19 protein-coding genes are annotated in these 25122 nt (G+C 73.5%); 15 read left to right on the top strand and 4 right to left on the bottom strand.

Features of this window, described 5'->3' with window-relative positions; genetic code table 11:
- Positions 1 to 247 precede the first annotated feature (247 nt).
- The 3 genes from ABZ899_RS05870 (at position 248) to ABZ899_RS05860 (ending at position 2572) form a co-directional block, all read left to right on the top strand.
- Positions 248 to 1003 carry a GPP34 family phosphoprotein gene (locus tag ABZ899_RS05870; protein ID WP_361341244.1) on the top strand — a complete coding sequence of 252 codons (756 nt, stop codon included), beginning with the start codon at positions 248 to 250 and terminating at the stop codon, positions 1001 to 1003.
- 308 nt (positions 1004 to 1311) lie between these two features.
- Positions 1312 to 2169, top strand: coding sequence for a helix-turn-helix transcriptional regulator (locus ABZ899_RS05865; protein WP_055623570.1), 858 nt, complete (start codon positions 1312 to 1314; stop codon positions 2167 to 2169).
- Between the two features lie 211 nt (positions 2170 to 2380).
- On the top strand, positions 2381 to 2572 hold the full coding sequence (locus ABZ899_RS05860; protein WP_361341241.1) for a DUF397 domain-containing protein: 192 nt from the start codon (positions 2381 to 2383) through the stop codon (positions 2570 to 2572).
- Positions 2573 to 2752: 180 nt separating this feature from the next.
- Here ABZ899_RS05860 and ABZ899_RS05855 read toward each other — a convergent pair whose 3' ends face one another.
- From ABZ899_RS05855 to ABZ899_RS05845, 3 genes are all read right to left on the bottom strand, one after another.
- Entirely contained in the window at positions 2753 to 3604 is an 852-nt protein-coding gene (locus ABZ899_RS05855; RefSeq protein ID WP_361341239.1) for a MerR family transcriptional regulator, read from the bottom strand.
- A gap of 82 nt (positions 3605 to 3686) precedes the next feature.
- Complete coding sequence (locus tag ABZ899_RS05850; protein WP_361341236.1) at positions 3687 to 4190, bottom strand: glutathione peroxidase; 504 nt, start codon at positions 4188 to 4190, stop codon at positions 3687 to 3689.
- A gap of 10 nt (positions 4191 to 4200) precedes the next feature.
- Positions 4201 to 5187: a helix-turn-helix transcriptional regulator gene (locus ABZ899_RS05845; protein ID WP_361341233.1), complete on the bottom strand. Its 987-nt coding sequence runs from the start codon at positions 5185 to 5187 to the stop codon at positions 4201 to 4203.
- 72 nt (positions 5188 to 5259) lie between these two features.
- Between ABZ899_RS05845 and ABZ899_RS05840 the strand changes: the two genes are divergently transcribed.
- From ABZ899_RS05840 to ABZ899_RS05785, 12 genes are all read left to right on the top strand, one after another.
- On the top strand, positions 5260 to 6450 hold the full coding sequence (locus tag ABZ899_RS05840) for an MFS transporter (protein WP_361341231.1): 1191 nt from the start codon (positions 5260 to 5262) through the stop codon (positions 6448 to 6450).
- Between the two features lie 64 nt (positions 6451 to 6514).
- Positions 6515 to 7447 (top strand): 3-oxoacyl-[acyl-carrier-protein] synthase III C-terminal domain-containing protein, encoded by a 933-nt coding sequence (locus ABZ899_RS05835; RefSeq protein ID WP_361341229.1) that lies wholly within the window; start codon positions 6515 to 6517, stop codon positions 7445 to 7447.
- Positions 7448 to 7476: 29 nt separating this feature from the next.
- A complete protein-coding gene (locus tag ABZ899_RS05830; RefSeq protein WP_361341227.1) occupies positions 7477 to 8871 on the top strand; it encodes an ATP-grasp domain-containing protein in 1395 nt (464 codons plus the stop codon).
- Positions 8872 to 8873: 2 nt separating this feature from the next.
- Positions 8874 to 10163, top strand: a complete 1290-nt coding sequence (locus ABZ899_RS05825; protein WP_361341225.1) for a type III PLP-dependent enzyme — start codon at positions 8874 to 8876, stop codon at positions 10161 to 10163.
- A 36-nt stretch (positions 10164 to 10199) separates the two neighbouring features.
- On the top strand, positions 10200 to 10481 hold the full coding sequence (locus ABZ899_RS05820) for an acyl carrier protein (RefSeq protein ID WP_361341222.1): 282 nt from the start codon (positions 10200 to 10202) through the stop codon (positions 10479 to 10481).
- Positions 10482 to 10483: 2 nt separating this feature from the next.
- A complete protein-coding gene (locus ABZ899_RS05815) occupies positions 10484 to 11395 on the top strand; it encodes a hypothetical protein (RefSeq protein WP_361341220.1) in 912 nt (303 codons plus the stop codon).
- Positions 11370 to 12029: a hypothetical protein gene (locus tag ABZ899_RS05810; RefSeq protein WP_361341218.1), complete on the top strand. Its 660-nt coding sequence runs from the start codon at positions 11370 to 11372 to the stop codon at positions 12027 to 12029. Before ABZ899_RS05815 ends, ABZ899_RS05810 begins: the two co-directional genes overlap by 26 nt.
- The gene (locus ABZ899_RS05805; RefSeq protein WP_361341215.1) at positions 12026 to 13186 is read left to right on the top strand and encodes an acyl-CoA dehydrogenase family protein; all 1161 of its coding nucleotides are present in this window, start codon (positions 12026 to 12028) and stop codon (positions 13184 to 13186) included. Before ABZ899_RS05810 ends, ABZ899_RS05805 begins: the two co-directional genes overlap by 4 nt.
- Positions 13187 to 13368: 182 nt before the next feature.
- A complete protein-coding gene (locus ABZ899_RS05800; RefSeq protein WP_361341213.1) occupies positions 13369 to 13959 on the top strand; it encodes a 4'-phosphopantetheinyl transferase superfamily protein in 591 nt (196 codons plus the stop codon).
- Between the two features lie 163 nt (positions 13960 to 14122).
- A complete protein-coding gene (locus tag ABZ899_RS05795; protein ID WP_361341210.1) occupies positions 14123 to 16318 on the top strand; it encodes an MMPL family transporter in 2196 nt (731 codons plus the stop codon).
- Positions 16319 to 16591: 273 nt separating this feature from the next.
- The gene (locus tag ABZ899_RS05790) at positions 16592 to 16882 is read left to right on the top strand and encodes a helix-turn-helix transcriptional regulator (protein WP_361341207.1); all 291 of its coding nucleotides are present in this window, start codon (positions 16592 to 16594) and stop codon (positions 16880 to 16882) included.
- A gap of 212 nt (positions 16883 to 17094) precedes the next feature.
- Positions 17095 to 17772 carry an AfsR/SARP family transcriptional regulator gene (locus ABZ899_RS05785; RefSeq protein WP_361341204.1) on the top strand — a complete coding sequence of 226 codons (678 nt, stop codon included), beginning with the start codon at positions 17095 to 17097 and terminating at the stop codon, positions 17770 to 17772.
- An 87-nt stretch (positions 17773 to 17859) separates the two neighbouring features.
- On the opposite strand, the gene ABZ899_RS05780 is transcribed toward ABZ899_RS05785, so the two are convergent.
- Complete coding sequence (locus ABZ899_RS05780; protein WP_361341201.1) at positions 17860 to 24879, bottom strand: amino acid adenylation domain-containing protein; 7020 nt, start codon at positions 24877 to 24879, stop codon at positions 17860 to 17862.
- Positions 24880 to 25122 lie beyond the last annotated feature (243 nt).

Raw genomic sequence — 25122 nt, 5'->3', positions numbered from 1 at the left:
CCTCCTCCATGTGCCGCCGCACGCCCTCCGTGCGGCTGCCGAATCGTGGGCCGTGGCCCGGACACCGTGTCCGCACGACACCCGTGCCGCTGTCCGAACCAGATACCAGTGTCCTGTGCGCGGCCCCCACCTGACGCGGTAGACGAGAACGACATACCTACCGGTTCCGCTACGAACCGGTCACGTGCTCTCGACAGACCAATGTGAGAGGGGTCACCCTGTCTTTCATCCACGCGGGGAGGCATGGATGGGCAGGAGCCGCAGAACACTTCCGGAGGAGCTTCTGCTGCTGGCGTTGGACCCGGCCACGGGTACCACCGCGCAGCCGCAGTCGCTCGACCTCGGTCTGGCCGGAGCACAGCTAGTGGAGCTGGCGCTGGCCGGACGGATAGCCCCAGACGGGGATCGTATCGCCGTGGTGGCACCACGGCCGACAGGAGATCCGACACTGGACTGCGCGTTGGAGTTGCTGCGAAGGCGTGGCGCTCCGGTACGGGCCGTCCACTGGATCGGCGGGCCCCGGCTGGGGCTGCGCCAGACCTATCTCTCGCATCTGGAGAGGTGCGGCATGGTCGCCGCCGTGCCGGGCCAGATGTGCGGAGTGCTGCCGACGACGCGCTACCAGGCGACGGACACCGAGATCAGCCGGGAGATCAGGGCCCGGCTGGACTCCGCGATCCGCACCGGCGTACCGCCGGACCCGCGGACCGCTGCGCTCGCCGCCCTGGCCCACGCGGTCGGGCTCGGCAAGCACCTGTATCCGGGCAACGAGGGACGCTCCTCTCGCTCCCGGCTGCGGGATCTGATCCGGCACGACCCCATGGGCGGCCTCGTCGCGCACGCGGTGATGGACGTCCAGAACGGCGCGGCCGCACAGCCGCGTCGCGGCCAGCCACCGTCCGGCCGGCAGCCGGGCCCCGGCGGCAGGTCGCCCGCGGAACCCGCGCGCGCCGTCCCGGCACAGCCGCGCCGTGGGTCCATGGCGCGTGTCGTGGCCCACTGAGAGACCGCTCGACCCGTTCGACCCGCACCACACGCACGCCACGTGCAGCGCCGCACCGTCCCCATGACCGGTCCGGGAGCCGCTGATCCGCGCGGGGCGACGGAACCGTACGTCCGTCTCATCTCACGGACGGGGACACCGGTTCCGTCGCCCCGCGCGGCCGCGTGTGCCCGCACGTATCCCCAACGGTGTGCGTCCTGCGCATATCCACCGTTTCCCAGCGGTGGTGAGCGCCTTGGTGGCAATCTGCTGAACAGCAGATACGCAAAGTGCCGATCACAAGGCAGGCAGCCGGAGGTGCACGTCCCGTGGCGTCCAATGTCAATCCCACCGTCAGGCGACGCCGGCTGGGCCAGGAGTTGCGCCGGCTCCGCGAGCTCAAGGGCATGACCGCCGAGGAAGTGGCCGAACGGCTGCTGGTCTCCCAGTCGAAGATCAGCCGGCTGGAGAACGGGCGGCGCAGCATCAGCCAGCGCGACGTCCGCGACCTGTGCGGGGTCTACGAGGTGGAGGACCACCGGATCGTCGACTCCCTGATGCAGATGGCCAAGGACTCGCGTCAGCAGGGCTGGTGGCACTCCTTCGGCGACATCCCCTACAGCGTCTACATCGGCCTGGAGACCGACGCCGCCAGCCTGCGCGTGTACGACCCGCAGGTCGTGCCCGGTCTGCTGCAGACGAAGCAGTACGCGGAGGCCCTGATCGCCGGGGCGCTGCCCGAGACCGCGCCGACGGAGATCGAGAAGCGCGTCCAGGTGCGGATGCGCCGACAGGAACGAATCTCCACCGAGGAGAACCCGCTGCGGCTGTGGACCGTGCTGGACGAGGCCGCCCTGCGCCGGGTCGTCGGCAACCGCTCCCTGATGCGGGACCAGTTGGAGCAGCTCGTCGAGCAGTCCCTGCTGCCGCACGTCACCGTGCAGGTGATCCCGTTCGACATGGGCGCCCATCCGGGGCTCAACGGGCAGTACGCGATCCTGGAGTTCCCGGACGCGGCCGACTCCAGTGTCGTCTACATCGAGGGCGTCACCAGCGACCTGTACCTGGAGAAGGCGAACGACGTCCAGAAGTACAGCGTGATGTACGAGCACCTGCGGGCGCAGGCCCTGAACGTCGAGCAGTCGCGGCAGTTCATCGCGGACATCGCCAAGGAGTACGCGCGCTGAAAAAGCCGCACCGTACACCGTCACCCGTCAGGGCGGAAGGCTCCATTGGAATATGCCACTCGGCCGAGTGAATAGTCGCTTCGTCGGCCGGGGGTGGCGAGTAGCGTCGATCACGCCACCGAGCAAAAAGGTTGGCGTGAATCGCGCTGCCGGTCCGGCCAGGGCCGTGCCGCGCGATGACAGCACTCACCATCAGCATTGCGGAGCGAACATGGCAATTCGTCAGGGTTCCACGGACACGTGGACCAAGTCCTCGTACTCGACAGGGAACGGCGCGTGCGTCGAGGTCAAGTCGCCGGTCACGGCGGCCATGGCGGTACGGGACTCCAAGGTGCCCGAGGGCCCCGTCCTGGCGTTCCCCGCGGACGCGTGGAACACCTTCGTGGCGTCGGTCAAGGCGTGAGGGGCGGGTCCGTCTGACCTTTCCCTCCACCGGCCGTAAGCGTCACGACTGCACAGGCAGCACAAGGAAGAGCCCTCTCGACCAGTCCGCCGTCCTTGCCGAGAGGGCTCGGCCACACCCGTCAGGCACGGCGACCCGGCGCGGCGACCGCCGGCATCATCCCCACCGCCTCACCCCGGATCACCTCACGGGGAAGGCCACGTCGCACACCGGGTCCCCGGCTCCCGCCGCCTCCCAGTCCGCGAAGTACACCTCGCGGCACGGACCCGCCTGCTCCAGCCCCTCCCGGGCGATCCACTCCTCCACCGCCTCGAACGCCGCCATGATCTGCGGATGCGCCACCTGCGCCTTCGTGATCCGGGTGAAGGCCAGCCGCCGCGCGGGCTCCACCCGTACCGAGGTGGTGTGCGTCCGGCCGGTCCGTGCGAGCCAGGCGCGGGCCGCCGCCTCGTCCGCGACCGGCACACACGCCTCGGCCGGCCCGTCGCTCTCCGGCGACACCTCGGCGTGGTACACGACGAACGGCGGCGCCGTGATCCCACCGCACTCCCGGCCCGCGGCCTCCAGCCGGCCCAGCGCCGAACCGATCCACACCGGCAGTTCGCCCACCAGCACATGGCGGGCCTCCCCGATCACCACCTGCCCGGGCACGTCCACCGTCTCGACCACGAACTTCCCGTACATCTCGGAGCTCCTCCCCGACAGTCGTCCACGGAGGTACTCGGCGAGCGTCCGCTGCCCCGCCACCCGCGCCTCGACCTGCGCCCAGTAGGCGGCGAGCCGGTCGGCGGCCGTGGCCCCGTCCGGGGCCCCGACCACCTCCGCGACCCGCGCGAGCGGCATGTCCAGCTGGCGCAGCAGCGCCACCGTGCGGGCCTGTGCGACCTGCTCGGCCCGGTAGTAGCGGTACCCGCTGGCCTCGTCGACCCGCGCCGGCACCAGCAGTCCCAGCCGGTCGTACAGCCGCAGCGCCTTGGCGGACAGCCGCGCCCGCGCGGCGAACGCGCCGATCGTGAGCAGTTCCTCGTCCACGGCCTCATCCTCCGTCGCCGGGCGGTTCCCTCCGCCCGGCGACGACGACGCTCGGCTCTGCCCCTGGGGCAAGGTCAAGCGGTCAGGCCAGCTGGGCCTCGACGGCCGCCACGAGCTCGGCGGCCTCCGGCTCGGTCTGCGGCGAGAACCGGGCGACGACCGCGCCGTCCCGGCCGATCAGGAACTTCTCGAAGTTCCAGCGGATGTCGCCGGTGTGCCCCTCGGCGTCGGCGAAGCCCACCAGCCGCTCGTACAGCGGGTGCCGGCCCTCCCCGTTCACCTCGACCTTCTCCGTCATCGGGAAGGTCACGCCGTACGTGGCCGAGCAGAACTCGGCGATCTCCCCGGCGGAGCCCGGCTCCTGTCCGAGGAACTGGTTGCAGGGCACTCCGAGCACCGTGAAGCCGCGCTCGGCGTAGCGCTCCTGGAGCTTCTCCAGGCCGCTGTACTGCGGGGTCAGGCCGCACTTGGAGGCGACGTTCACGACCAGCACGGCCTTGCCGGCGTACTGGGCGAGGTCGGCCGGGCCGCCGGTGAGGGCGTCGATGTCGACGTCGAGGGGTGAGGTGCTGTTGTGGGTCGTCATGGTCCGGATGCTAACTCCGCTCCGTTCCGCGCCGGCGCGGGGCACCGACGAGGGCGTCCCCGGCCGCCGTCCGCGCGTACAGCACCGACCGGCCCGCCCGCCGCCGCCGCTCCACCAGTCCCGCGTCCCGCAGCACCCGCAGATGCCGTCCGACCGAGCCCAGGCCCTGCCCGGTCACCGCGACCAGGTGGCTCGTGCTCAGGGGGGAGCCGAGGAGGACGAGGACGGTGGCGCGGGCCGGGCCCAGCAGGGCGGACAGGCCCGCGGGGACGCTCCGGGCGCCCGGGTCGGTGAGGGGGCCCGAGCAGGCGTAGACGAGGGCGTACCGGTCGGGCTCCTCCCAGGAGACCCAGCCGGTGCGCGGGGTCACCGGCATGAACACCAGCTCCGCGCCGGAGATCTCGCGCGGCGGGTACTCCTGCAGGTTCACCTGGAGCCGGTTCCCGCCGAGCCAGCGGGTCTGGCCGGGCCGCAGGGAGTCCAGGACCGCCGCCCAGCCGCCCTGGCTGACCCGCGCGGTCCGGGCGGCCACGTCCGCCTCCAGGATGCGGCGGCGCCGCTCCCAGGACGGCCGTACGGTGCGTCTCCAGACGTGCTCCAGGAGCCGAGCGGCCCGCTCGGGCAGGTCGTCGCGGTCCAGCTCGGCGGGCAGCGGCCCGGCGAGGGAGACGGCGAGGTGGGCGCGCGCGGCGGCGGGATCGGCGGACCGCACCCGGGCGACGACGTCCTCGAAGCCCTCCCCGTCCCGCGGGGTGGGCGCCACGAAGTCGGCGATCCAGGCACGGCCGAGGGCGGCGCCCACCAGCCGCGCGGTCGTCGGGTCCGCCGCGAGGAGGGACCGGTAGGCGGGCAGATGGGCGCGCAGCCACGCACGCTCGCCGGGGTGCGCCGGAGTGCCCGTGTGCAGCAGCCGCAGACTGGCGAAGGTCTCCGCGAACGGGGAGAGCACGAACCGGCTGCGCACCAGCGTGTCCGCGTTGAGCTGCCACCACCCCACGAGCACCCTCCCGACGTTTCGCGTGCGCGCGAAACAGTACGGCCGCCGCGCGCGCCGCCGCAGACTCCCCGCATGCGCAGCTACCGCGAGCTCTTCCGGACCCGTGAGTTCACGCCGTTCTTCCTCGGCTCCGCCGCCCAGGGCGCGGCCCTGACGATCGGCGGGCTCGCACTCGCCACGCTCGTCTACCGGGCCACCGACTCACCGCTGCTGTCGGCGGTCAGCATGTTCGGGCCGCAGCTCGCGCAGATGCTCGGGGCGACCTTCCTGCTGTCGGCCGCCGACCGGCTCCCGCCGCGGGCGGCGCTCAGCGGCATCGCCCTGGCCTTCGCCCTCTGCGCGGCCGTGCAGGCGCTGCCCGGTCTGCCGCTCGGCGCGGCCTTCGGCGTGGTCCTCGTCCAGGGACTGGTCTCCTCGCTGGGCGGCGGGGTGAGCGGGGGACTGCTCAACGAGATCCTGCCCAAGGGCGGCTTCGTGCTGGGCCGCTCGGTGTTCAACATGGTCTTCGGGCTGGTGCAGATCGTCGGCTTCGCGACGGGCGGCGCCCTCCTGGCCGTACTGTCCCCGCGTGCCTGTCTGCTCCTCGCGGCGGCGCTGTATGCCACCGCGTCCCTCGTCCTGCGGCTGGGCCTGACCGCCCGTCCGCCGCGTGCCGCCGGCCGCCCGTCCGTCGTGGAGACCTGGCGCACCAACGCCCTGCTGTGGTCCTCGCGCCCCCGCCGCCTCGCCTACCTCGGCATGTGGCTGCCCAACGGCCTGATCGTCGGCTGCGAGTCCCTCTACGTCTCCTACGACCCCGGCGCGGCCGGCGCGCTCTTCGCCTGTGCGGCGCTGGGCATGTTCACCGGCGACCTGGCGGTCGGCCGCCTGGTGCCGCCCGCCCTGCGCCCGCGCCTGCCGATCCCGCTCCTGACGCTGCTGGCCGCGCCGTACCTGCTGTTCGCCCTGCGCCCGGGTCTGCCCTGGTCCGCCCTGGCGGTGTGCGTCGCCTCCGTCGGCTTCGGCGCGACCCTGGCCCAGCAGGAACGCCTGATGTCCCTCACCCCCGACGAACTCGCCGGTCACGCCCTCGGGTTGCGCGGCGCCGGGATGCTCGCCATGCAGGGCGTCGCCGCGGCCCTGGCGGGCACGGTCGCCCAGCTGACCACTCCGGCGACGGCGATGACCTGCATGGCTCTCACGTCCCTCACCGTCACCCTGGCCCTCGCGACGGCCCACCGCCGCACCCCGGAGGGCGCGGCGGTGACGCAGGGCGGCGGGTGAGGGGCGGGCCGCCGGTCAGCGCAGCGTCAGCTGGGCGTCAGCGGGGGCCGCGACTGTTAGGGGTATGACGTCCATCGTCGCGGTCTCCAGCAGCCTGCCCGACACCATTCCGATCGCCCGGTTCCAGAGGGAACTCGGGCTGACCGACGTGCAGTTGCGCCGCTACCAGCGTTTCTACGGTCTCTCCGAGGTGTGCCGCGCACCGGAGGCCACGGAGACCGAGCTGCTGCTGCGCGCCGCCGCCAAGCTCGTCGAGCTGCGCGGTCAGGAGCAGCGGGTGAAGTACGTCCTGCAGGCCCGCACCATGGCCTCGCCGCTGCCCTACCCGATGACCTCCCTCGGACCGCTCCTGGCCGAGCTGGGCCTGGAGCACGCCACCGCGTTCGTGGTGGCCCACCACGCCTGCGCCTCGGGCCTGCTCGCCGTGGACATGGCCGGGACCCTGCTCGCCGCGGACCCCGACCCGGACGCGCTCGCCCTCGTCCTCACCGGCGAGAAGGCCCGTACCGGCAAGACGCAGTCCATTCCCGACGTGACCGTCATGGGCGAGGGCACGGCCGCCGTCCTGGTCACCGCCGACCGCACCGGGCCTGACCGGATGCTCGGCTACGCCGCCCGCACCCACCCCCGCTTCGGCGCCGACTTCATCATGGGCGACGCGGCGGCGAAGGACTTCCAGGACCTCTACGGGCCAGGGCTGACCGAGGTGATCGGCGCGGCCCTGGACGAGGCGGGCTGCACGCTCGGCGAGCTCGCGCTGGTGCTGCCCCACAACGTGAACCGGCTGTCGTGGATCGGCGTCTGCAAGGAGCTCGGGCTGCCCCTGGAGCGGGTCTTCCTCGACCTGGTGCCGCAGACCGGGCACTGCTTCTGCGCCGACCCCTTCATCAACCTCCAGCACGCCTCCGAGCTGGGCCGGCTGCGCCCCGGCGACCGCTACCTCATGACCAGCGTCGGGCTCGGGGCGACGTTCGCGGCGATGGTCTTCGAGCACTGACATCCACGAGAAGGACGAGGTCGACACAGATGCAACCACCGCCCGCCGGCTTCACCGCGCGCCTCAAGCGCGCCGTCACCGGAGCCGTCGACACCCCTCTGGTGTTCCTGGGCAACTTCGAGGTCGAGAACCAGTGGGCGGTCGGTGAGCCCGCGCTGCCCCGCGTCGGCGCCCACGCCGGCAGCGCGGTCGTCAACCGCATGGACGAGTTCGCGCTGCTGCTCGGCGGCAAGGACGACCACGTCGTCCTCAAGACCGCCCTCGACGACGGCTACCGCGCCTACCTGGAGGGACTCGGCCTCGCCCTGCCCACCGTGCACGTGGTGGCCGGGCAGGACCCGCGCCGCACGGTCAGCGAGGACGCCCTCGCCGACCCGGGGCTGCTGCACACCCTGTCCGCGCTGGCCGCCGGCGGCGCCCGGCTGACCGGGCACGGCGTCTCCACCGTCGAGGAGGAGCTGTCCGAACGCACCGGACTGGCCCTGGCCGCCCCGTCCGCCGCCGTCTGCAAGCGCGTCAACAGCAAGGTCTACAGCCGCCGTCTCGCCGACGAGCTCGGCATCCGGCAGGCGCGGGGCTGGGCCTGCGAGACGCTCCCGGAGCTGGCGGACGCCGTCGCGGCGGCCGGGGAGCTGCTGGCGGCGGGCCGCAGGGTCGTCGTCAAGGACGCGTTCGGGGTGTCCGGCAAGGGCATCGTCGTCCTCGACAGCGACAAGCGCCTCGCGCGGCTGCACCGGATGGCCGTCACCCAGGCCGAGCGGGCGGCAGGCGGCGCGGAGCCCCGCACGGCGCTCGTCGTCGAGGAGTGGGTCGCCAAGCGCGCCGACCTCAACTACCAGTTCACGGTGGGCCGGGACGGCTCCACGCACTTCGACTTCGTCAAGGAACTGCTCACCGAGAACGGCGTCCACAAGGGGCACCGCATGCCCGCCCGGCTGACCGGACGGCAGATCACCGAGGTCGCCGCCACCGCCGGCCGGCTCGGGGAACGCCTGGCGGCCGACGGCTACTTCGGGGTGGTGGGCGTGGACGCCATGGTCGACCCCGACGGGGGGCTGTACCCGGTCGTGGAGATCAACGCCCGCAACAACATGTCGACGTACCAGAGCGTCGTCCACGAGGTGCTCGCCGGGCCCGACGAGGTCGCCGTCGCCCGGCACTTCACCGTCCGGCCGCGGCGCGCCCTGCCCTTCGCGGAGCTGCGCGAGGTCCTGGACACGCTGCTGCTGACCGAGCGCGGCCCGCGCCCGCGCGGCCTGTTCGTCAACAACTACGCCACGGTGAACGCCGCCGCCGCGGACGCCGGGGACGACGGCTTCGAGGGCCGGCTCTACGGCGTCCTCGTGGCCGGCTCCGACGCCGAGGTGGCCGCCCTCGACACCGACATCACCCGCCGCCTCGCGGCCCACACGGAACGGAGCTGAACGTGAGCCACGCCTTCGAGGTGCAGGGCATCGGCGTCACCGACCTCGCCGAGCAGTACGGCACCCCCCTCTACCTGTACGACGGTGCCGAGATCACCGGCCGCTTCCAGGGACTGCGCGAGCGCCTGCACCCGTCGCTGGAGGTCTTCTACTCCCTGAAGGCCAACCCGAACATCTCGGTCTGCGCCCTGCTGAACCGCTGCGGCGCCCGCGCCGAGGTGTCCTCCCTGACCGAGCTGGTCACGGCCCGCCGGGCCGGAGTCGCCCCGCGCGACATCATCTTCCTCGGTCCCGGCAAGTCCCGTGCCGAACTCGCCGCCTGCCTCGACGAGGACATCCACGCGATCGTCTGCGAGTCCCTCGACGAACTCGCCCTGATCGACGAGGTGGCCCGCGAGAAGTTCGTCACCGCCCGGGTCGCGCTGCGCGTCAACCCGTCCTTCTCCGTGAAGGGCTCGGGCCTGACCATGGGCGGCAAGCCCCGCCAGTTCGGCATCGACGAGGAGCGGCTGCTGGCGGAGGGCCCCGGCCTCACGTCCCGGTACTCCGCCGTGCGCCTGATGGGCGTCCAGGTGTACCTGGGCACCCGCATCCTCGGCGAGGACACCGTCGTGGAGAACACCCGGCGCATCCTGGACCTCGCCGAGCGCGTCTCCGGGCACCTGGGCTTCCCGCTGGAGACGGTCGACGTCGGCGGCGGCCTGGGCGTCGCCTACTTCGACAACGAGAAGGACCTCGACCTCGACGAGCTCACCGCCCGTCTCAACCCGGTCGTGGACGCCTTCGCCGTACGGCACCCGGACACCCGGATGATCATGGAGCTGGGCCGGTTCCTGGTCGCCGCGTCCGGCACCTACGTGACGCGCGTGCGTTACACGAAGCAGTCGATGGGCGAGAACTTCGCCGTCACCGACGGCGGCACCAACCACCACATGGCGGCCGTCGGCATCGGCTCCTACGTCAAGCGCAACTTCCCCATCGTCGCCCTGGAGCGCCTCGACGAGCCGGCGGGCGAGCCGTGGAACATCACCGGGCCGCTGTGCACCCCGAACGACGTCATCGGCAAGAAGGTCCCGATGCCGGCGCTGCGGGCCGGTGAGCTGATCGGCGTGCTGCGCTCCGGCGCGTACGGGCCGACCGCCTCCCCCGTGCACTTCCTCAGCCACGGCTACCCGGCGGAGGTCCTCGTCCTGGACGGGCGGCCGCACCTCGTCCGCGAACGGGACGACGTCGAGGCGATGCTCGGCGGGCAGCGCCTGTACGACACGCCGGGCAGCGACACCACCCCCTGAACCCGAGAACGACCGCACCAGCGAGGAGAACGACAGATGACCGAGAACACCGCAGTCGTGGCCGGCGCCGAGCGCGAGCGCTATGTGGACGCCGTCCGCAAGGGCCTGAGCGAGGTCCTGAACAAGGACGTCTCGGAGGCCGCCGAGGGCGTGCGCCTCTTCGACGAGCTGGGCCTGGACTCCAGCAGCGCCCTGGAACTGCTCATCACCATCGAGGAGATCCTCGACGTGCAGTTCGACGCCGAGGACCTGGAGATGACCCACTTCGAGACGGTGGGCTCCCTCGCCGACTTCGTCGCGGCCGAAGCGGGCGCCTGAGCATGTTCCGCACGGCGGCGCCCGTACGGCGGGCGGAGCCGGACGGCGCCGCGCCGGTCCTGCCCCGCCTCATGAGGGCGGCCCGGTTCGCGCCCGGGGCCGCCGCGGCCCCCTACGTACCGGATCCGGAACTGGAGGCGTTCTACGCGGAACTGGGCGCCCCCTACGGGCTGAGCTTCGACCGCGAGGGCTACGCGGCCGCGCCCCGGCGCGGCTCCGTGGAGCTGGCCCTCGGCGCACTCGACGCGCTGGGCGGCCTGCCCGCCGGGCAGGCCCCGCAGCTCGTCGTGGTCGCGTACGCCACGCCCGACTTCGTCCACGCGGAGCTGGCCGCGTCCTGTGTGAAGGGGCGCCTTCCGGGCGGACCGCTTGCCTTCGCGCTGTCCGACCAGGGGCCGCTGACCGGGTTCAGCGCGCTGCGGGTGGCCGTGGAGTACGCCCGGCGCCGCGACCTCACCCGGGTGCTGCTGCTGGCCGTGGACCAGAGCACCCAGCCGTTCCCCGTGCCGGACGCGGCGGCCGCGCACACCGACTCCGCGGTCGCGCTGCTGCTGGACTGGGGCGGCGGCGGGGCGCCCGTAGGAGGCATGGGGCAGGGCCCGGTGGCGGCTGCGGACACCTTCGCCGGGTGGGACCCGGCGGTCCCGGTGGTGGCGGGCGCCCGGCTCGCCGAGGCCGCCTGCCGGCTGCCCGCGTACGGGGCGCCGGTGGCCGTCGCCGCGCCCGGACTGCCGTGCACCGGCGTCTGGACGGCGCTCCTGGACGCGGTGGTCCGGGGTGTCACCGGCCCGGTGGTGGTGGCCGACCACGACCCGGGGCCCGGCCGGCTCGCGCACTGCACGCTCGACTGCGCCCGGACACGGGTGACCGGGGGGAAGGGGAACACCGATGACGGTTCCGGCCGAGGTGCGTGAGCACTGCCGGGAGGCGCGCGGGAGCGCGCGCACGGACGGGCTGGTGCCCGCGCTGACCCTGCTGACGCGGGCCCTGTCGCCGAAGGCGCCGCCGCGCGGGCCGCGCGGGCACGCCGTGCTGCCGAAGGAACTGCTCGACGAATTCGCCGCGATGGAGGCCGAGGACGCCCGACGCGACGAACGCGGGGACGACGAACCGCTGCCCGGACTGGCCGTGCTGCGGCCCGCGGACCGCACGGAGGCCGCGGCGGCGCCGGACGGGCCCGACGCCCGCGTCTGGGGCACCGGGCTGGCCTGGCTGCGGCTCGGCATGTCCGAGCGGCTGCGGGAGGCGTGCGTCGCCTATCTCGCCGCCCGGCAGGTCGAGGGCACCTCGCTGCTGATGCAGCAGATGGTCAAGGGCACCCTCGCCGACGTCCTCATCGAGCACCTGGAGATCGAGGGCGTCCTGGAGGAGCTGGCCGACGGCCCCGGCGGGGACGGCACCCTGGACCGGCTCCAGCGGCAGATCACCCGGGCCGACCGCACCCTGCTGCGGCTGCTCGGCGCCCACGGCTTCACCCAGGACGGCCCCGGCCCCGCCGCGCACGCCTCGGAGCTGCTCGCCGACGTCTACCGCGGGGAGCCGGCGTGAGCGCACTGCCCGCGTCCCTCGTCACCACCCGGGACCACGTGCGCCGCTGGGCCGAGGACCTGCGGGCGCACGCCCTGGAGCTCGACCGCGACCCGGACGCCGTCCGGCGGCACCTCGACCTGCCCGCCGTGCGGTTCCTCGCCGGGCACCTGGTGCCGCCCGGCTGGGACCGGGTGAGCGACGCGGCCGGCGCGGGGCCCGCGCACGGGCTGCCCACCCTGGAGCGGGTGATCGTGAGCGAGGAACTGGCCCGGGGGGACGCCGGCATGATGCTGGCCTCGCCGGGCGCCTCCATGTGCGGGGTGCTGCTCGGCGTCCTCGGCAGCCAGGAGCAGCGGGACCGGGTGTACGGCCGTCTCGCGGAGCGGCCCCGCTGGACCTGCTTCGCGCTGACCGAGCCCGAACGCGGCTCGGCGATCGGGGAGATGACCGCGACCCTCACCCCGGTGGGCGACGGCGGATACGTCCTGAACGGCGCGAAGCGGTACGTCGGCAACGCCGCGCGCGCCGACGTCGGCGCCGTCTTCGCCCGCGTCGAGGGCACCGAGCGGCTCGGTGTGCTGGCCGTCCTGGTCGACACCGCCGACCCGGGCTTCCGCGCCGAGCCGCTGCCCACGGTGGGGCTGCGCGGCGCCCAGCTCACCCGCATCACGCTGGACGCGGTGCGGGTGCCCGCCGAGCAGGTGCTGGGCACCCATCTGCCGCCGACCCGGCGCGGGATGTGGAGCATCGTGGCCGTCTTCAACCAGCTGCGGCCCAGCGTGGCCGCCATCGCCCTCGGCATCGCCCGCGCCGCCCACGCGTACGTGGCCGAGCACCGCCGGCTGCTGCGGGGCGCCGAGCGGGAGACGTACGAGGAGCTGGGCCGCCGTATCGACGCCGCCCGGCTGCTGACCTACCGGGCCGCCCGCGCCGTGGACCGCCGGCCCGCGGCGGGGCACCTGGCGTCCGCCGCGAAGGCGCGGGCCTGCGAGGTCGCCGAGGACGTCACCCTCGCCGCGCTCGGTCTGCTCGGGCCCGGCGCACGGGTGGACCACCCGCTGCTGGAGAAGCTGGCGCGGGACGCGCGGGGCGTGGAGTTCATGGAAGGCACGCGGAACATCCAGAAACTCAACCTGTTCCAGGGACTGCACACCGGAAAGGTGGGCCGCCCGTGAACACGCGGGTCGAGGTGTGGCGCATTCCGCTTTCCGCTTCCGGTGGCGCTTCCGCTTCCGCTTCCGCTTCCGTGCAGGTCCATGGGACGGGCGTAGCGGAAGCGGAAGACCGTGTCTCCGTTCTCGAAGGGATCCTCGACGAGCAGGAGAGGGCGCGGGCCCGGATGGGGAAACTCCCCGGAATGCGCCGCCGTTTCGTACGGGCGCACGCCGCGGCCCGCGTCATCATCGGGGCCCGCCTCGGACGGCCCCCGCAGGAGCTGCGCTTCACCCGGGGGCCCTGGGGAAAACCCGTCGTCGACGGGGCCGACGGGACCCACTTCAGCCTGTCCCACTCGGGCGAGCTGGCGCTCCTCGCGCTGGCGCCCCGGCCGGTCGGCGTGGACGTGGAGTACGCCCGGCCGGACCTCGACGTCACCCGGCTGGCCAGGCGCTTCTTCCCGGAAGCGGAACGCGAGTTGGTGGAGCGCGCCGGGCGCGGCGCCTTCGTCCGCTTCTGGACGAGGAAGGAGGCCTGCGTGAAGGCGGCGGGCAGCCGGCTCACCCAGGGCATGGGTGTGCCGGTGGCGCACACCGAGGCCCAGGCCGTCGTCCGCGACCCCACCGGTGCGCTGCCCGGCCCCTGGACGGTCGCGGACCTGACGCTGCCCGCCGGATACGCGGGGGCCGTCGCCCTGCTCGGCGGCGGCCCCTTTTCCGTGTCATCGCGGCTGTGGTATGACATGCCGCCGGAAGAATCCGCCGCCATGTCGGCCACCCGGGGTGTCAAGTAGAGAAAACTCCCCCTCGAATCGGAGTACTTGTACCCGTGAACGCGCGCCGGGTCACCCATAGATTTTCGACAGGCAAGAGCGCGCGGTAATCAACGGCCGGAATTTCGTACCGAGTCATGTGTCCGTGATCCCGGGCGATCCATTCGAGAAGGGGAAAGCAATCGTGGGAGGCAGGAACCTGATCACCAGGGCCGCTCGCTGGAGCGCCGTCCACCCCTGGTGGGCGATGACGCTCTGGGTGGTGTTCGTCCTGGGCGCCCTGGTGGTCGGCGGAATGACCGGCACACGGTCGGCGACCGTCTCGGACCTTGCCATCGGGCAGTCCGGGCGGGCCGCCGATCTGGCCCGCAGCGGCGGTCTGGAGAGCCGGGCCGTGGAGAACGTCCTGGTGACGCCCTACGAGGGCGGACTCGACCAGAAGGCGGCACGGGCGGCCGCCGGGGAGGCCGCGGACGCGCTGCGTGGCGCCGAGGGAGTCGCCTCCGTCGGCAGGCCCGTGCCCGCGCCGGACGGCTCGGCCCTGCTGGTGCCGGTGACGCTCTCCGGCGACCCCGAGACCGCGAGCGAGCGGGTACAGCCGCTCATCGACCGGGTCACGAGGGTCGGGGACGCGCACTCCGACGTCCGGGTCGAACTCGTGGGGGCCGGCTCCATCAAGGCCGGGCTCGACGACATGCTCTCCGAGGACCTGGGCCGGGCCACGGGCCTGAGCCTGCCGGTCACCCTGATCGTGATGGTCTTCGTCTTCGGCGCGATCGTCGCCGCCAGCGTCCCCGTCATCCTCGGCATCTCGTCCGTGCTCGCCGGTCTCGGCCTGTGGGGCGTCGCCTCCCAACTCGTCGCCGACCCGGGGCCGGTGACCCACATCATCGTGCTGATGGGCATGGCCATCGGCGTCGACTACTCGCTCTTCTACCTCAAGCGGCAGCGCGAGGAGCGGGCCCTGGGCGCCGACAACATCGACGCCATCGAGATCGCCTCCGCCACCTCCGGCCACTCCGTGATGGTCTCCGGACTGGTCGTCATGGTCTCCATGGGGGCCCTGTACCTCGCCGGGCACATCGCCTTCGAGTCGATGGCGACCGGCGCGGTCCTGGTCGTCGCCATCGCGATGCTCGCCTCGCTGACCGTCCTGCCCGCGATGCTCTCCAAGTTCGGCCGCTACCTGGACCGGCCGCGGGTGCCGCTGGTGTGGCGGCTGACCCAGCGGGCCGGCACCAAGCCGCGGCTGTGGTCGGCGATGCTCAAGCCGTCCCTGCGCCACCCCGTGATCGCCCTGGTGGTCTCCGTGGGCGCCCTGCTCGCCCTCGCCCTGCCCGCCCTGGACCTGAAGCTGAAGGCGACCGGTGTCGACGACCTGCCCCGGTCCATTCCCGCGATGCAGGCCAACGAGCGGCTGACGCAGTCGTTCCCGAGCCAGGCCGACACCCACACCGTCGCCGTCCGGGTCCCCGCCGGCCGGCAGGGCCGCCTGGACGACGCGGTGGGCGCGCTCGTCGAACGCACCCGGCACTCCGACCTGTTCGTGCACACCCCGGCGCCCGAGGTGCGCACCTCGAAGGACGGGACGATCACGACGATCTCCGTCGGCACCCGCTTCGACAGCAGCTCCGAGAAGGCGCGGGAGTCGCTGGCGGCGCTGCGCGAGGACATCGCCCCGAAGACCGTGGGCGCCGTCGAGGGCGCCGAGTTCGCGGTCGGCGGCAGCGACGTGGCGTACGACGTGGACTACCGGGCCAACGTCGTCGACAAGATGCCGTGGGTGCTCGGGGTGGCGCTGCTGCTGACCTTCCTGGTCATGGCGATCGCGTTCCGCTCGGTCGTGCTCGCGCTGATCACCGTGGTGCTCAACGTGCTCTCCGCCGTCGCCTCGTTCGGCCTGCTGGCGCTGATCTTCCAGCGGACCTGGGCGGAGGGCTTCCTCGACTTCGAGTCCACCGGCCGGGTGGTGGCGTGGCTGCCGCTGATGCTGTTCGTGATCCTGCTGGGGCTGTCGATGGACTACCACGTCTTCGTGGTCAGCCGGATCCGGGAGGCGGCGCGCGGCGGGCTGCCCATCCGTGAGGCCGTCGAGCAGGGCATCACGCGCACGGCGGGAGTGGTGACGAGCGCGGCCGTGGTGATGGTAAGCGTCTTCGCGCTGCTCGCCTCGCTGAGCTTCATCGAGATGAAGCAGATGGGGGTGGGCATGGCCTGCGCGGTGCTGCTGGACGCCACGCTGATCCGGATCGTGGTCCTGCCGTCGGTGGTGACGCTCCTCGGCTGGAAGACCTGGTGGCCCTCGCGCCTGGCCCACCAGGACGAGGCCCGGCCGGTGAGGATCCCGGCGGTGCTGGCGCAGCGGGCGCCGATTCTCTGAGGCGCCGCGCGGCCCGGTCGCGACGGAAGGGGCGGTCCTTACGGGCCGCCCCTTCCGTCATGTCTGTCATGCTTTGCGCTGGACACTCGCTAATCATCCAGTGAATTGTGTGAACCGCTTCTGCGACTCCTGTGGGGAAAGATGCGGGAGTTGTACACTCAGACGCGCGTTCGGGGAAGAGCGATCACCGGTCCACGACCGAGGCATTGGGTGAATCATCAACTTCCTTGACGCGACGACGGGGGAAAACGGGGCGATCAGGGGGAAGTATCCATGCACGGTGACGACGACCTGCCGACCGCGCGCTGGCAGGCCGAGCTCGCTCGCGTAGACACGCTCTCGGACCGCGAGCTCCAGGTCTTCGCACTTCTCGGCGACGGGCATTCCAACCGGGCCATCGCGGCCCGCCTCCAGGTCACCGAGCGCACGGTGAAGGCGCACGTCGCGAGCATCCTGACCAAGCTGGAAGTGGAATCACGCCTTCAGGTGGGCTTGGTGGCCCAGGCCCATCACCACATGTACGAAGGTACAGTTTCGAACCACTCGGACCTGTTCGATAATTGATCAGTTCGAGTAACTCCCAGGTAATTCCCTTGTCGGGCCCGTCGGAATGAGTCGCTGTTCCGCGTGCTGTGCCCGAAGTCGCGAGGTGGGAGCTCGCGGCCGAATTCTTGGATAGGGATGGGAATTTTTTGGTGTACATCTCCATATTGGGCCCGCTGCTGATAGGGGACGGTCAGCGGACTGTCGGTCTGCGGGCGAAGAAGATACGCGTCATGCTGACCATGCTGGCAATGAACCCCGGTCAGGTGGTCGCCTTCGACGAACTGATCGACGAACTCTGGGGCGAGAGCCCCCTCAAGAACACGCGCAACGCCCTGCAGGCCAACGTCAAGCGGATGCGCAAGGCGCTGGCCGAGTTCGGCTTCGAGGATCCCGACCAGACGGTCATCCGGACCGTGGACAACGGCTATCTGCTCGACGTGCCCGAGGAGGCCCTCGACGCCCACCGCTTCCTGCGGATGGCGGAGAAGGGCGCGAGTCTGGTGAGCGAGCGGCCGCACGAGGCGAGGGACCTGCTGCGCAGCTCCCTGTCCATGTGGCGGGGGCCCGCCCTGCTCGACGTGAGCGACGGCCCGCGGTGCCGGGCGGTCGCCCTCCGTCTCGACGAACAGCGCAAGACCGCGAGAGAAGACCTGATCGAGGCTCAGCTCCAGGCCGGCGAGGCGGGGGTCGTCGTTGCCGAGCTGAAGCAGCTGCTCGCCCAGTACCCGGAACGGGAGCGGTTCAGCGAGCAGTTGATGATCGCGCTGTACCGGTGCGGGCGGCAGTCCGAGGCGATCGACATCTTCCACCGGACCCGCAAGTGGCTCGACGAGGAACTCGGTCTCAAGCCCTCGCGCCGGCTCCACAGCACGTACCAGGCGATCCTCATGCAGGACCCGTCGCTGTGAGCCCGCGGGACCGCTGAGACCGGCGGACACGGACAGGCGCCGGCGATTCCCCTGGAACCGCCGGCGCCTTCGGGTGCGCGGGCCGGGTCAGGTCCGGCGCAGCGCCCGGTCCGTGAGCGTGCCGATGTGGCGGGCCGCCTCCCCGGACAGCATCTCCTCGTGTCCGCAGCGGACCTCGTGCACCACGACGGGCCCTGCCACGTACGGCTCCCAGCGCGCCGCCGGGTCGGCGACCGGGGCGTCCGGCTCGTCCGCGGCCACGAACAGGGTCAGCGGCCCGTGGAAGCCTCCGGGTGTGAAGTGCCGGGCGATGCCGGTGTGATGACGCATCACGGTCATCAGCCGCTCCAGCTCCGCCTCGTCCACCGCGTGGCCCCGGGCGTGATGCTCCAGGAAGGCCGTGCGCATCTGCTCGTCCGTGGCCGCGGGGTCCTCCGGGGCGACCGGGCAGACGTCCAGCGCCGCGAGGAAGGCCACCTCCTCCCCGGCGGCCTGGAGCCGTACCGCCATCTCGTGCGCCACCAGGCCGCCGAAGGACCAGCCCAGCAGGTGGTACGGCCCGTGCGGCTGGACCCGCCGGATCCGCTCCACGTAGAGAGCGGCCAGGGACGGCACGTCGGCGGGCGGCACCCATGCGCCGGCCGGCGCCGCGATGCCGTCGGACTGGAGCGCGAACACCGGCCGCTCCGGGGAGAGGTGCGGTGCCAGCCCGGCGAAGGGCAGACCGAAGCCGACGCCGCCGTGGACGCAGAACAGCGGCGGCAGGGACCCCGAGGGGCGCACGGGCAGCAGGGCCGTGAAGCCCTCGTCGTCACCCTCCTCCACCGGGGCCCGCCGCTCCGCGGCCGCCGCCAGAGCCGCCACCGTCCGGTGTGTGAACACGTCCGACAGGGAGAGCGTCAGGCCCGCCTTGGCGGCGCGGGACACGATCCGCACCGAGCGCAGACTGTCGCCGCCCAGCGCGAAGAAGTCCCCGTCCGCGTCGACCTCCTCCAGGCCCAGCACCTCGCGGAAGACGTCCGCCAGCGCCTGCTCGGCGGCGGTGCGCGGCGGCCGAGGGGCGCGCCCGGGGGCGGGCGCGCCCGGCGCCGGGAGGGCCCGCACGTCCAGCTTCCCGTTGGTGGTCAGCGGGAGCTTCGGGAGGGGCACCAGGGCCGCCGGCATCATGTGGGCCGGCAGGAACTCGGCCGCGTGGCCGAGCACGGCGCGGACGTCGACGTCGGCCACGCCCGCGACGGGCACCACGTACCCGGTCAGCTGCTTCCCGCCGGCCGGTGTCGGGGTGGCCACGACCGCCGCCTGCGCGACCAACGGGTGCCGGGTCAGCGCGGCCTCGATCTCGCCCGGCTCGATCCGGAAGCCCCGCAGCTTGATCTGCTGGTCGGCGCGGCCGACGTAGTCGAGGGAGCCGTCGGGCAGCCGGCGGACCAGGTCGCCGGTGCGGTACATCCGGGTGCCGGGCGGGCCGTACGGGTCGGCGACGAAGCGCTCGGCGGTGACGCCGGGGCGGCCCGTGTAGCCGTGCGCGAGTCCGGCCCCGGCGACGCAGAGCTCACCGGTGACCCCGACCGGCGCGGGGGCCAGGGCCGCGTCCAGGACGTACAGCCGGACGTTGTCCAGGGCCCGGCCGATCGGGGGCCTGCCGCCCGGGGTGAGCGGGTCGCTCCAGGTGGCGCAGACCGACGTCTCGGTGGGCCCGTAGGCGTTGCGCAGGGTGACGTACGGGGCCACCCGCTCCACCAGGGACGGCGGGCACGCCTCACCACCGACCAGCAGGCACAGGTCACGGGGGAGCGCCGCCGGGTCGGGGAAGCCGGCGACCACGCTGGGCGGCAGGATCGCGTGGTTCACCCCGTTCTCGCCGATCAGCCCGGCCAGCAGCGGCGGGGACATCCTGCTCTCGGCGGTCGCGAACACCAGGGTGCCTCCGCTGAACAGCGAGGCGGCCAGTTCCCACACCGTGGCGTCGAAGCTGAACGAGGCGAACTGCAGGACCCGGGTGCCCGGACCCGCGCCCAGGCCCTCGCGCAGGGTGGCCGCCAGGTTCGCCGCGCCCGCGTGCGGCACGGCGACGCCCTTGGGCCGGCCGGTCGAGCCCGAGGTGTAGATGACGTACGCCGTGTCCCGCGGGCCCGCACGGCGGACGGCGGGGGGCACGGCGGTCCGCTCGGGCCGCTCGGCGGGGTCGTCCAGCAGCAGCGGGGACACCCCCGGCAGCCGGCCGGCGACCGCCCGGACGGACAGCACCTCGGCCGGGCGGGCGTCCCGCAGCATGTACGCGATCCGCTCGGCCGGGTAGTCGGGGTCCACCGGCAGATAGGCCGCGCCGGTCTTCAGCACCGCGAGCAGCGCCACGACCGTGTCCGGGGAGCGGGGCAGGGCAAGGGCCACCACGTCACCGGGGCCGACACCCCGGCCCAGCAGCCGCCGGGCCAGCCGGCCGGCCTCGGCGTCCAGTTCGCCGTAGGTCACGGGGGCCGTGCCGGGGACGACCAGTGCCGGGCGGTCGGGGGCCTCGGCGGCGTGGGCCTCGAACAGGTCGGTCAGCGTGACCGGCGGCCGGGGCCGCACCCGCCCCTGGTGCCCGGTCAGCAGCGCGTGCCGTTCCTCGGCGGTGAGCAGGGCGAGCGTGCCGACGGGGGCGCCGGGGGTGCGGGACGCCGCGTCGAGGAGGGTGGCCAGCGCCTGCGCGATCCGGCCGGCCGTCGCCTCGGTGAACAGGTCCGCGTTGTACTCCAGCAGGATCTCCAGCCCGTCCGGGGTGCCGTCCGGCGCCGCGCGTTCGGTCACCTCGAAGGAGAGGTCGAACTTCGCGGTCGTCGACGGCACGGACTCCACCGCGGCCGTGATCCCGTCGATCGCCGGCAGGGGGTCGGCGGCGTTGCGGAACGCCAGCACCACCTGGACGAGAGGCTGCCGGGCCAGCGAGCGGGTCGGCTTCAGTGCGTCGACGAGATGCTCGAACGGCAGCTCGGCGTGGGCGTACGCGGTCAGGTCCGTCTCCCGCACCCGCTCCAGCAGCCCGGTGAAAGTGGGATCGCCGGAGGTGTCGGTGCGCAGCACGAGCGTGTTGACGAAGCAGCCGACCAGGTCGCGCAGCGCGTCGTCGGCGCGGCCCGCGACCGGGCTGCCCAGCGGGATGTCGGTACCCGCGCCCAGCCGGGTCAGCAGAGCCGCGAGCCCCGCCTGCACGGCCATGAAGAGGGTGGCGCCGGAGCGCCGTGCCAGCCCGGCGAGACGGGTGTGCGCCTCGGCGGGCACGGCCCGGGCCACACTCCCGCCCCGCCCGGAGGCGCGGGCGGGCCGCGGGTGGTCGGCGGGCAGCTCCAGCTCCTCGGGCAGCCCCTCCAGCACCCGGGTCCAGTGGGCGAGTTCGGCGGCGGCGAGGCTGTCCGGGTCGTCTCCCGGGCCGAGCAGCTCCCGCTGCCAGCGCGCGTAGTCCGTGTACCGCACCGGCAGCGGCTCCCAGTCCGGCGCACGGCCGGCCAGCCGCGCCCGGTAGGCGGACGCCAGGTCCCGGGCCAGCGGCTCCAGCGACCAGCCGTCCGCCGCGATGTGATGCAGCGTCAGGGCCAGCACATGGGTGCCGGAGCCGAGCGAGAACAGTCGGGCGCGCAGCGGCACCCGGGCCGACAGGTCGAAGGCGTGCGCCGCCTCACCGGCCAGTGCCCCGGCGAGCGCCTCCTCCCCGGGCAGCCGTACGACCTCCAGGGAGGCGCCCGCCCCGGCCGCCTCCCGCGCGGTCAGCACCAGTTGCGACGGCATCCCGTCGGTCTCCACGAACACGGTGCGCAGGCACGTGTGCCGGGCCACCACGTCCGCGAGCGCCCGCCCCAGTACCGCCGGGTCGAGGGGACCGGTGAATCGGACGGCGAGCGGGATGTTGTACGTGCCGGCCGGGACGCCCATCCGGCTGAGGAACCACAGCCGCTCCTGCGCGTACGACAGGGGCGCCGCCGCCCGGTCCTCGGGCGGGGCGGGCCGCAGCGGAGGGCGGTCCGGCGTCAGCGGGCCGCCGGGCAGGGCGCGGGCCAGCGCCTCGGCGGTACGGGTGTCGAACAGGGTGCGCACGGGGACGTCCACGCCGAGCTCCGCGCGCAGCCGGTTGGCGACGCGGACCGCGGACAGCGAGTGGCCGCCCAGCGCGAAGAAGTCGTCGTCGACGCCGACCCGTTCGAAGCCCAGCGCCTCCGCGAACACGGCGCACAGCAGCTCCTCGCGTGCCGTGGCGGGCGGGCGGCCGCCCCCGCCGCGGTCCTCCGGCGGGGCGGGCAGCGCCTTGCGGTCCACCTTGCCGTTCGGGGTGGTCGGGAGCGTGTCCAGGGGGACGTACACGGCAGGAACCATGTGCGTGGGCAGCACCGCGGACGCGCGCTCCCGCAGCCGGTCGCGGTCGGTCCCTGCCGGTACGACATAGGCGACCAGGCGGGCCTCGCCGCCGTGGCCGGGGCGGGCCGTGACGACGGCCCGCTCGACGCCGGGCTGTGCGCCCAGCACGGACTCGATCTCACCGAGCTCGACGCGGTGCCCGCGGATCTTCACCTGGTGGTCGCTGCGGCCCGCGTACTCCAGCGCGGTGCCGTCGGCGGAGCGGCGGACGATGTCGCCGGTGCGGTACATGCGGCTGCCGGGCGGGCCGTACGGGTCGGCGACGAAACGGCCCGCGGTGAGCGCCGGCCGGCCCAGGTAGCCGCGGGCCAGCCCCGTCCCGGCGATGTACAGCTCGCCGAACGAGCCGTCCGGGGTGGGGCGCAGCGCGGGGTCGAGGACGTACACGGCCGTGTTGGAGACCGGTTCGCCGATGGGGGGCTGTCCGCGCAGCGCCGGGGTGAGGGGCGCGGCCGTGGACCAGACGGTCGTCTCCGTGGGGCCGTACACGTTGCTGACCGAGGCGCAGTGCGTGACGAGGGCGCGGGCCAGTGGCTCCGGCAGCGCCTCGCCGCCGACCAGCGCGCGCAGGTTCCGCAGGGCGGGCGCGTGGTGGGTGGTGAGGGTCTGCCAGAGGCTGGGGGTGGCCTGCATCAGGGTGGCGCCGGCCGTGGTGATCGCGTCGGCCAGGGCGGCCGGGTCGCGGACGGTCTCCCGGTCGGCGAGGACGAGTTCGGCGCCCGCCGCCAGGGGGACGAGGAGTTCCAGGTTGGCGATGTCGAACCCGAGGGTGGTGACCGCCAGGAAGCGGTCCCCGGGGGTGACCTCGAGGCGCCGCGTCATGTCGTGGACGAGGTTCGCCAGGGCCTCGTGGGGGACGACGACGCCCTTGGGGCGGCCGGTGGAGCCGGAGGTGTAGATCACGTACGCGGGGGAGCGCGGGTCGGTGGGCGGGCCGTCGCCGTCCCCCGGCGTCCCCTCGGGGAACCCCTCCCCGTCGAGGATCCACGTCGTGCCGGCCGGCACGTCCGCCAGGAGCGGGGCGACCCGGCGATGCGTGAGCGTCACCACCGGCGCGGCGTCGGCGAGCATCAGGCGCAGCCGGTCCGCCGGATAGTCGGGGTCGAGCGGGAGATAGGCGGCACCGGTCTTCAGGACCGCGAGCACCGCCACCACGAGGTCGGGGGAGCGGTCCAGGGCGAGCGCCACGACCCGCTCGGGGCCCGCGCCCGCGGTGCGCAGGGCGGCGGCCAGCTCGTCCGCGCGGGCGTGCAGTTCCCCGTGGGTGAGGCGTGCCGTCCCGCAGCGCACCGCCGGGGCGTCGGGCGTGCGCTCGGCCCACCGCTCCAGGAGCGGCGCCGGCAGGCGGCCGGGAAGGTCGGCCCGGGTGCGGTTGCGGCCGGTCAGCAGAAGGGCGCGCTCGCGGTCGTCCAGCAGCACGTCGAGGCGGCCCGACGGCTCGTCCGGACGGGTCACCGCCGCCTCCAGCAGCCGCGCGAGCCGCAGCCCGAGGGAGCGGGCGGCGGCGGCCGGGACCCGGGACGGCAGATGGTCGACCGCCAGGCCGAACGGGGTGCCGGGGAACACCGTGAGCGTCAGCGGGTAGTGGGTCGCCGAGTGGATGTCGACGCCCGTCACCCGCGGACCCGCGCCCTGCTCGGACGGTGTCAGCGGCGAGCGGTCCATCGGGTAGTTCTGGAACATCAGGGCCGTGTCGAACAGCTCGCCGCGCACCGCGGTGAGCTGCTGCACCTCCGCCAGCGTCAGATGCTCGTGCGGCAACAGCCCGGCCTGCCGTTCCTGCACGGCGGCGAACAGCTCGGCCGGGGTCAGCCGGGGGTCCACGTCGACCCGCACCGGCAGGGTGTTGGCGAACAGGCCCACCATGTCCTCGACGCCGGGCAGTTCGGCCGGCCGGCCGGAGGTGACCGCGCCGAACAGGACGGTGTCCTGGCCGGTCAGCCGGGACAGCAGCAGCGCCCAGCAGCCCTGGACGACCGCGTTGACCGTCAGGCCCCGGGCACGGGCGAACCCGGTGAGCCTCGCGGCGGCGTCAGGGGAGAGCTCGACGGGGACCCGCTCGGGCAGATCCCGCGAGCCGTCGGCGGTCCCGTCGTCCCCCACGAGGCGGGTCGGCTCCGACACGCCGGCCAGGGCCTCCGTCCAGGCTGCCCGGGCCGTCTCCCGGTCCCGCGTCCCGAGCCAGGCGAGGTGGGCCCGGTAGGGCGGCGCGGGCGCCGGTTCGTCCGCCCCGGCCGCGTACCGCGCCAGCTCCCGCGTCAGCGTCGCCATCGACCAGCCGTCGACCAGGATGTGGTGCACGGTCCACAGCAGCCGTGCGCGGCCCCCCGGCGCCCTGAGCAGGGTGAAGCGGTGCAGGGGAGGACGGCCGAGGTCGAACCGGCGCAGCCGGTCCTCCCGGGCCGGCCGGTCCAGGTCCGCGTCGTCCGCCACCTCCACCTCCCGCCACGGGAGGTCCACGGCCTTCGGCACGACCTGCACGGTCTCGCCGGAACGCCGGTGCCGGAAACAGGCCCGCAGCTGCGGGTGGCGGTCGAGCAGCGCCGACGCCGCCTCGCGCAGCGCCGCCGCGCCCGCGTCGGTCAGGTCCTCGAAGTCCACCACCAGCTGAAGGGTGTAGCGGTCCGTCCCCTCCCGGTCGAATTCCGTGAGGAACAGCAGGCCCTGTTGCAAAGGCGAGAGCGGAAGGACTTCACTGATGGCTGATGGCCGATTCAAGCCGTGCTCCTCACAAAAGAGCTGTGGGACGGGCGGAAGCCGGGAGAAATTCCGACCGCACGACGATTTCCGATGGCACTGACGCTCAACTGACCGGGAACTGACACCCCACTGACGCCGGTACCGCCTTCCCCGCCCGCCCGCGTCCCGCGCCACCGCAGGTGCCCGGCCGCCCCCGGCCCCGGCGGACCCCCGTCAGCAGACCGTCAGCACTGCGTCAGCGCCCGGCGACAGGCTGGGCGC

The sequence above is a fragment of the Streptomyces sp. NPDC046859 genome, from assembly GCF_040645135.1.
Taxonomy (GTDB): Bacteria; Actinomycetota; Actinomycetes; order Streptomycetales; family Streptomycetaceae; genus Streptomyces.
The sequence above is the reverse complement of the archived record's forward strand: the minus strand, read 5'-3'. Positions and strand labels throughout refer to the sequence as shown.

What these genes read in the sequence shown, in the direction of transcription:
- ABZ899_RS05870 (WP_361341244.1), top strand. Translation starts at nt 248, where the DNA reads ATGGGCAGGAGCCGCAGAACACTTCCGGAGGAGCTTCTGCTGCTGGCG.
- ABZ899_RS05800 (WP_361341213.1), top strand. Translation starts at nt 13,369, where the DNA reads ATGCGCCGCCGTTTCGTACGGGCGCACGCCGCGGCCCGCGTCATCATC.
- ABZ899_RS05785 (WP_361341204.1), top strand. Translation starts at nt 17,095, where the DNA reads ATGCTGACCATGCTGGCAATGAACCCCGGTCAGGTGGTCGCCTTCGAC.
- ABZ899_RS05810 (WP_361341218.1), top strand. Translation starts at nt 11,370, where the DNA reads ATGACGGTTCCGGCCGAGGTGCGTGAGCACTGCCGGGAGGCGCGCGGG.
- ABZ899_RS05835 (WP_361341229.1), top strand. Translation starts at nt 6,515, where the DNA reads ATGACGTCCATCGTCGCGGTCTCCAGCAGCCTGCCCGACACCATTCCG.
- ABZ899_RS05850 (WP_361341236.1), bottom strand. Translation starts at nt 4,190, where the DNA reads ATGACGACCCACAACAGCACCTCACCCCTCGACGTCGACATCGACGCC.
- ABZ899_RS05830 (WP_361341227.1), top strand. Translation starts at nt 7,477, where the DNA reads ATGCAACCACCGCCCGCCGGCTTCACCGCGCGCCTCAAGCGCGCCGTC.
- ABZ899_RS05790 (WP_361341207.1), top strand. Translation starts at nt 16,592, where the DNA reads ATGCACGGTGACGACGACCTGCCGACCGCGCGCTGGCAGGCCGAGCTC.
- ABZ899_RS05820 (WP_361341222.1), top strand. Translation starts at nt 10,200, where the DNA reads ATGACCGAGAACACCGCAGTCGTGGCCGGCGCCGAGCGCGAGCGCTAT.
- ABZ899_RS05840 (WP_361341231.1), top strand. Translation starts at nt 5,260, where the DNA reads ATGCGCAGCTACCGCGAGCTCTTCCGGACCCGTGAGTTCACGCCGTTC.
- ABZ899_RS05815 (WP_361341220.1), top strand. Translation starts at nt 10,484, where the DNA reads ATGTTCCGCACGGCGGCGCCCGTACGGCGGGCGGAGCCGGACGGCGCC.
- ABZ899_RS05860 (WP_361341241.1), top strand. Translation starts at nt 2,381, where the DNA reads ATGGCAATTCGTCAGGGTTCCACGGACACGTGGACCAAGTCCTCGTAC.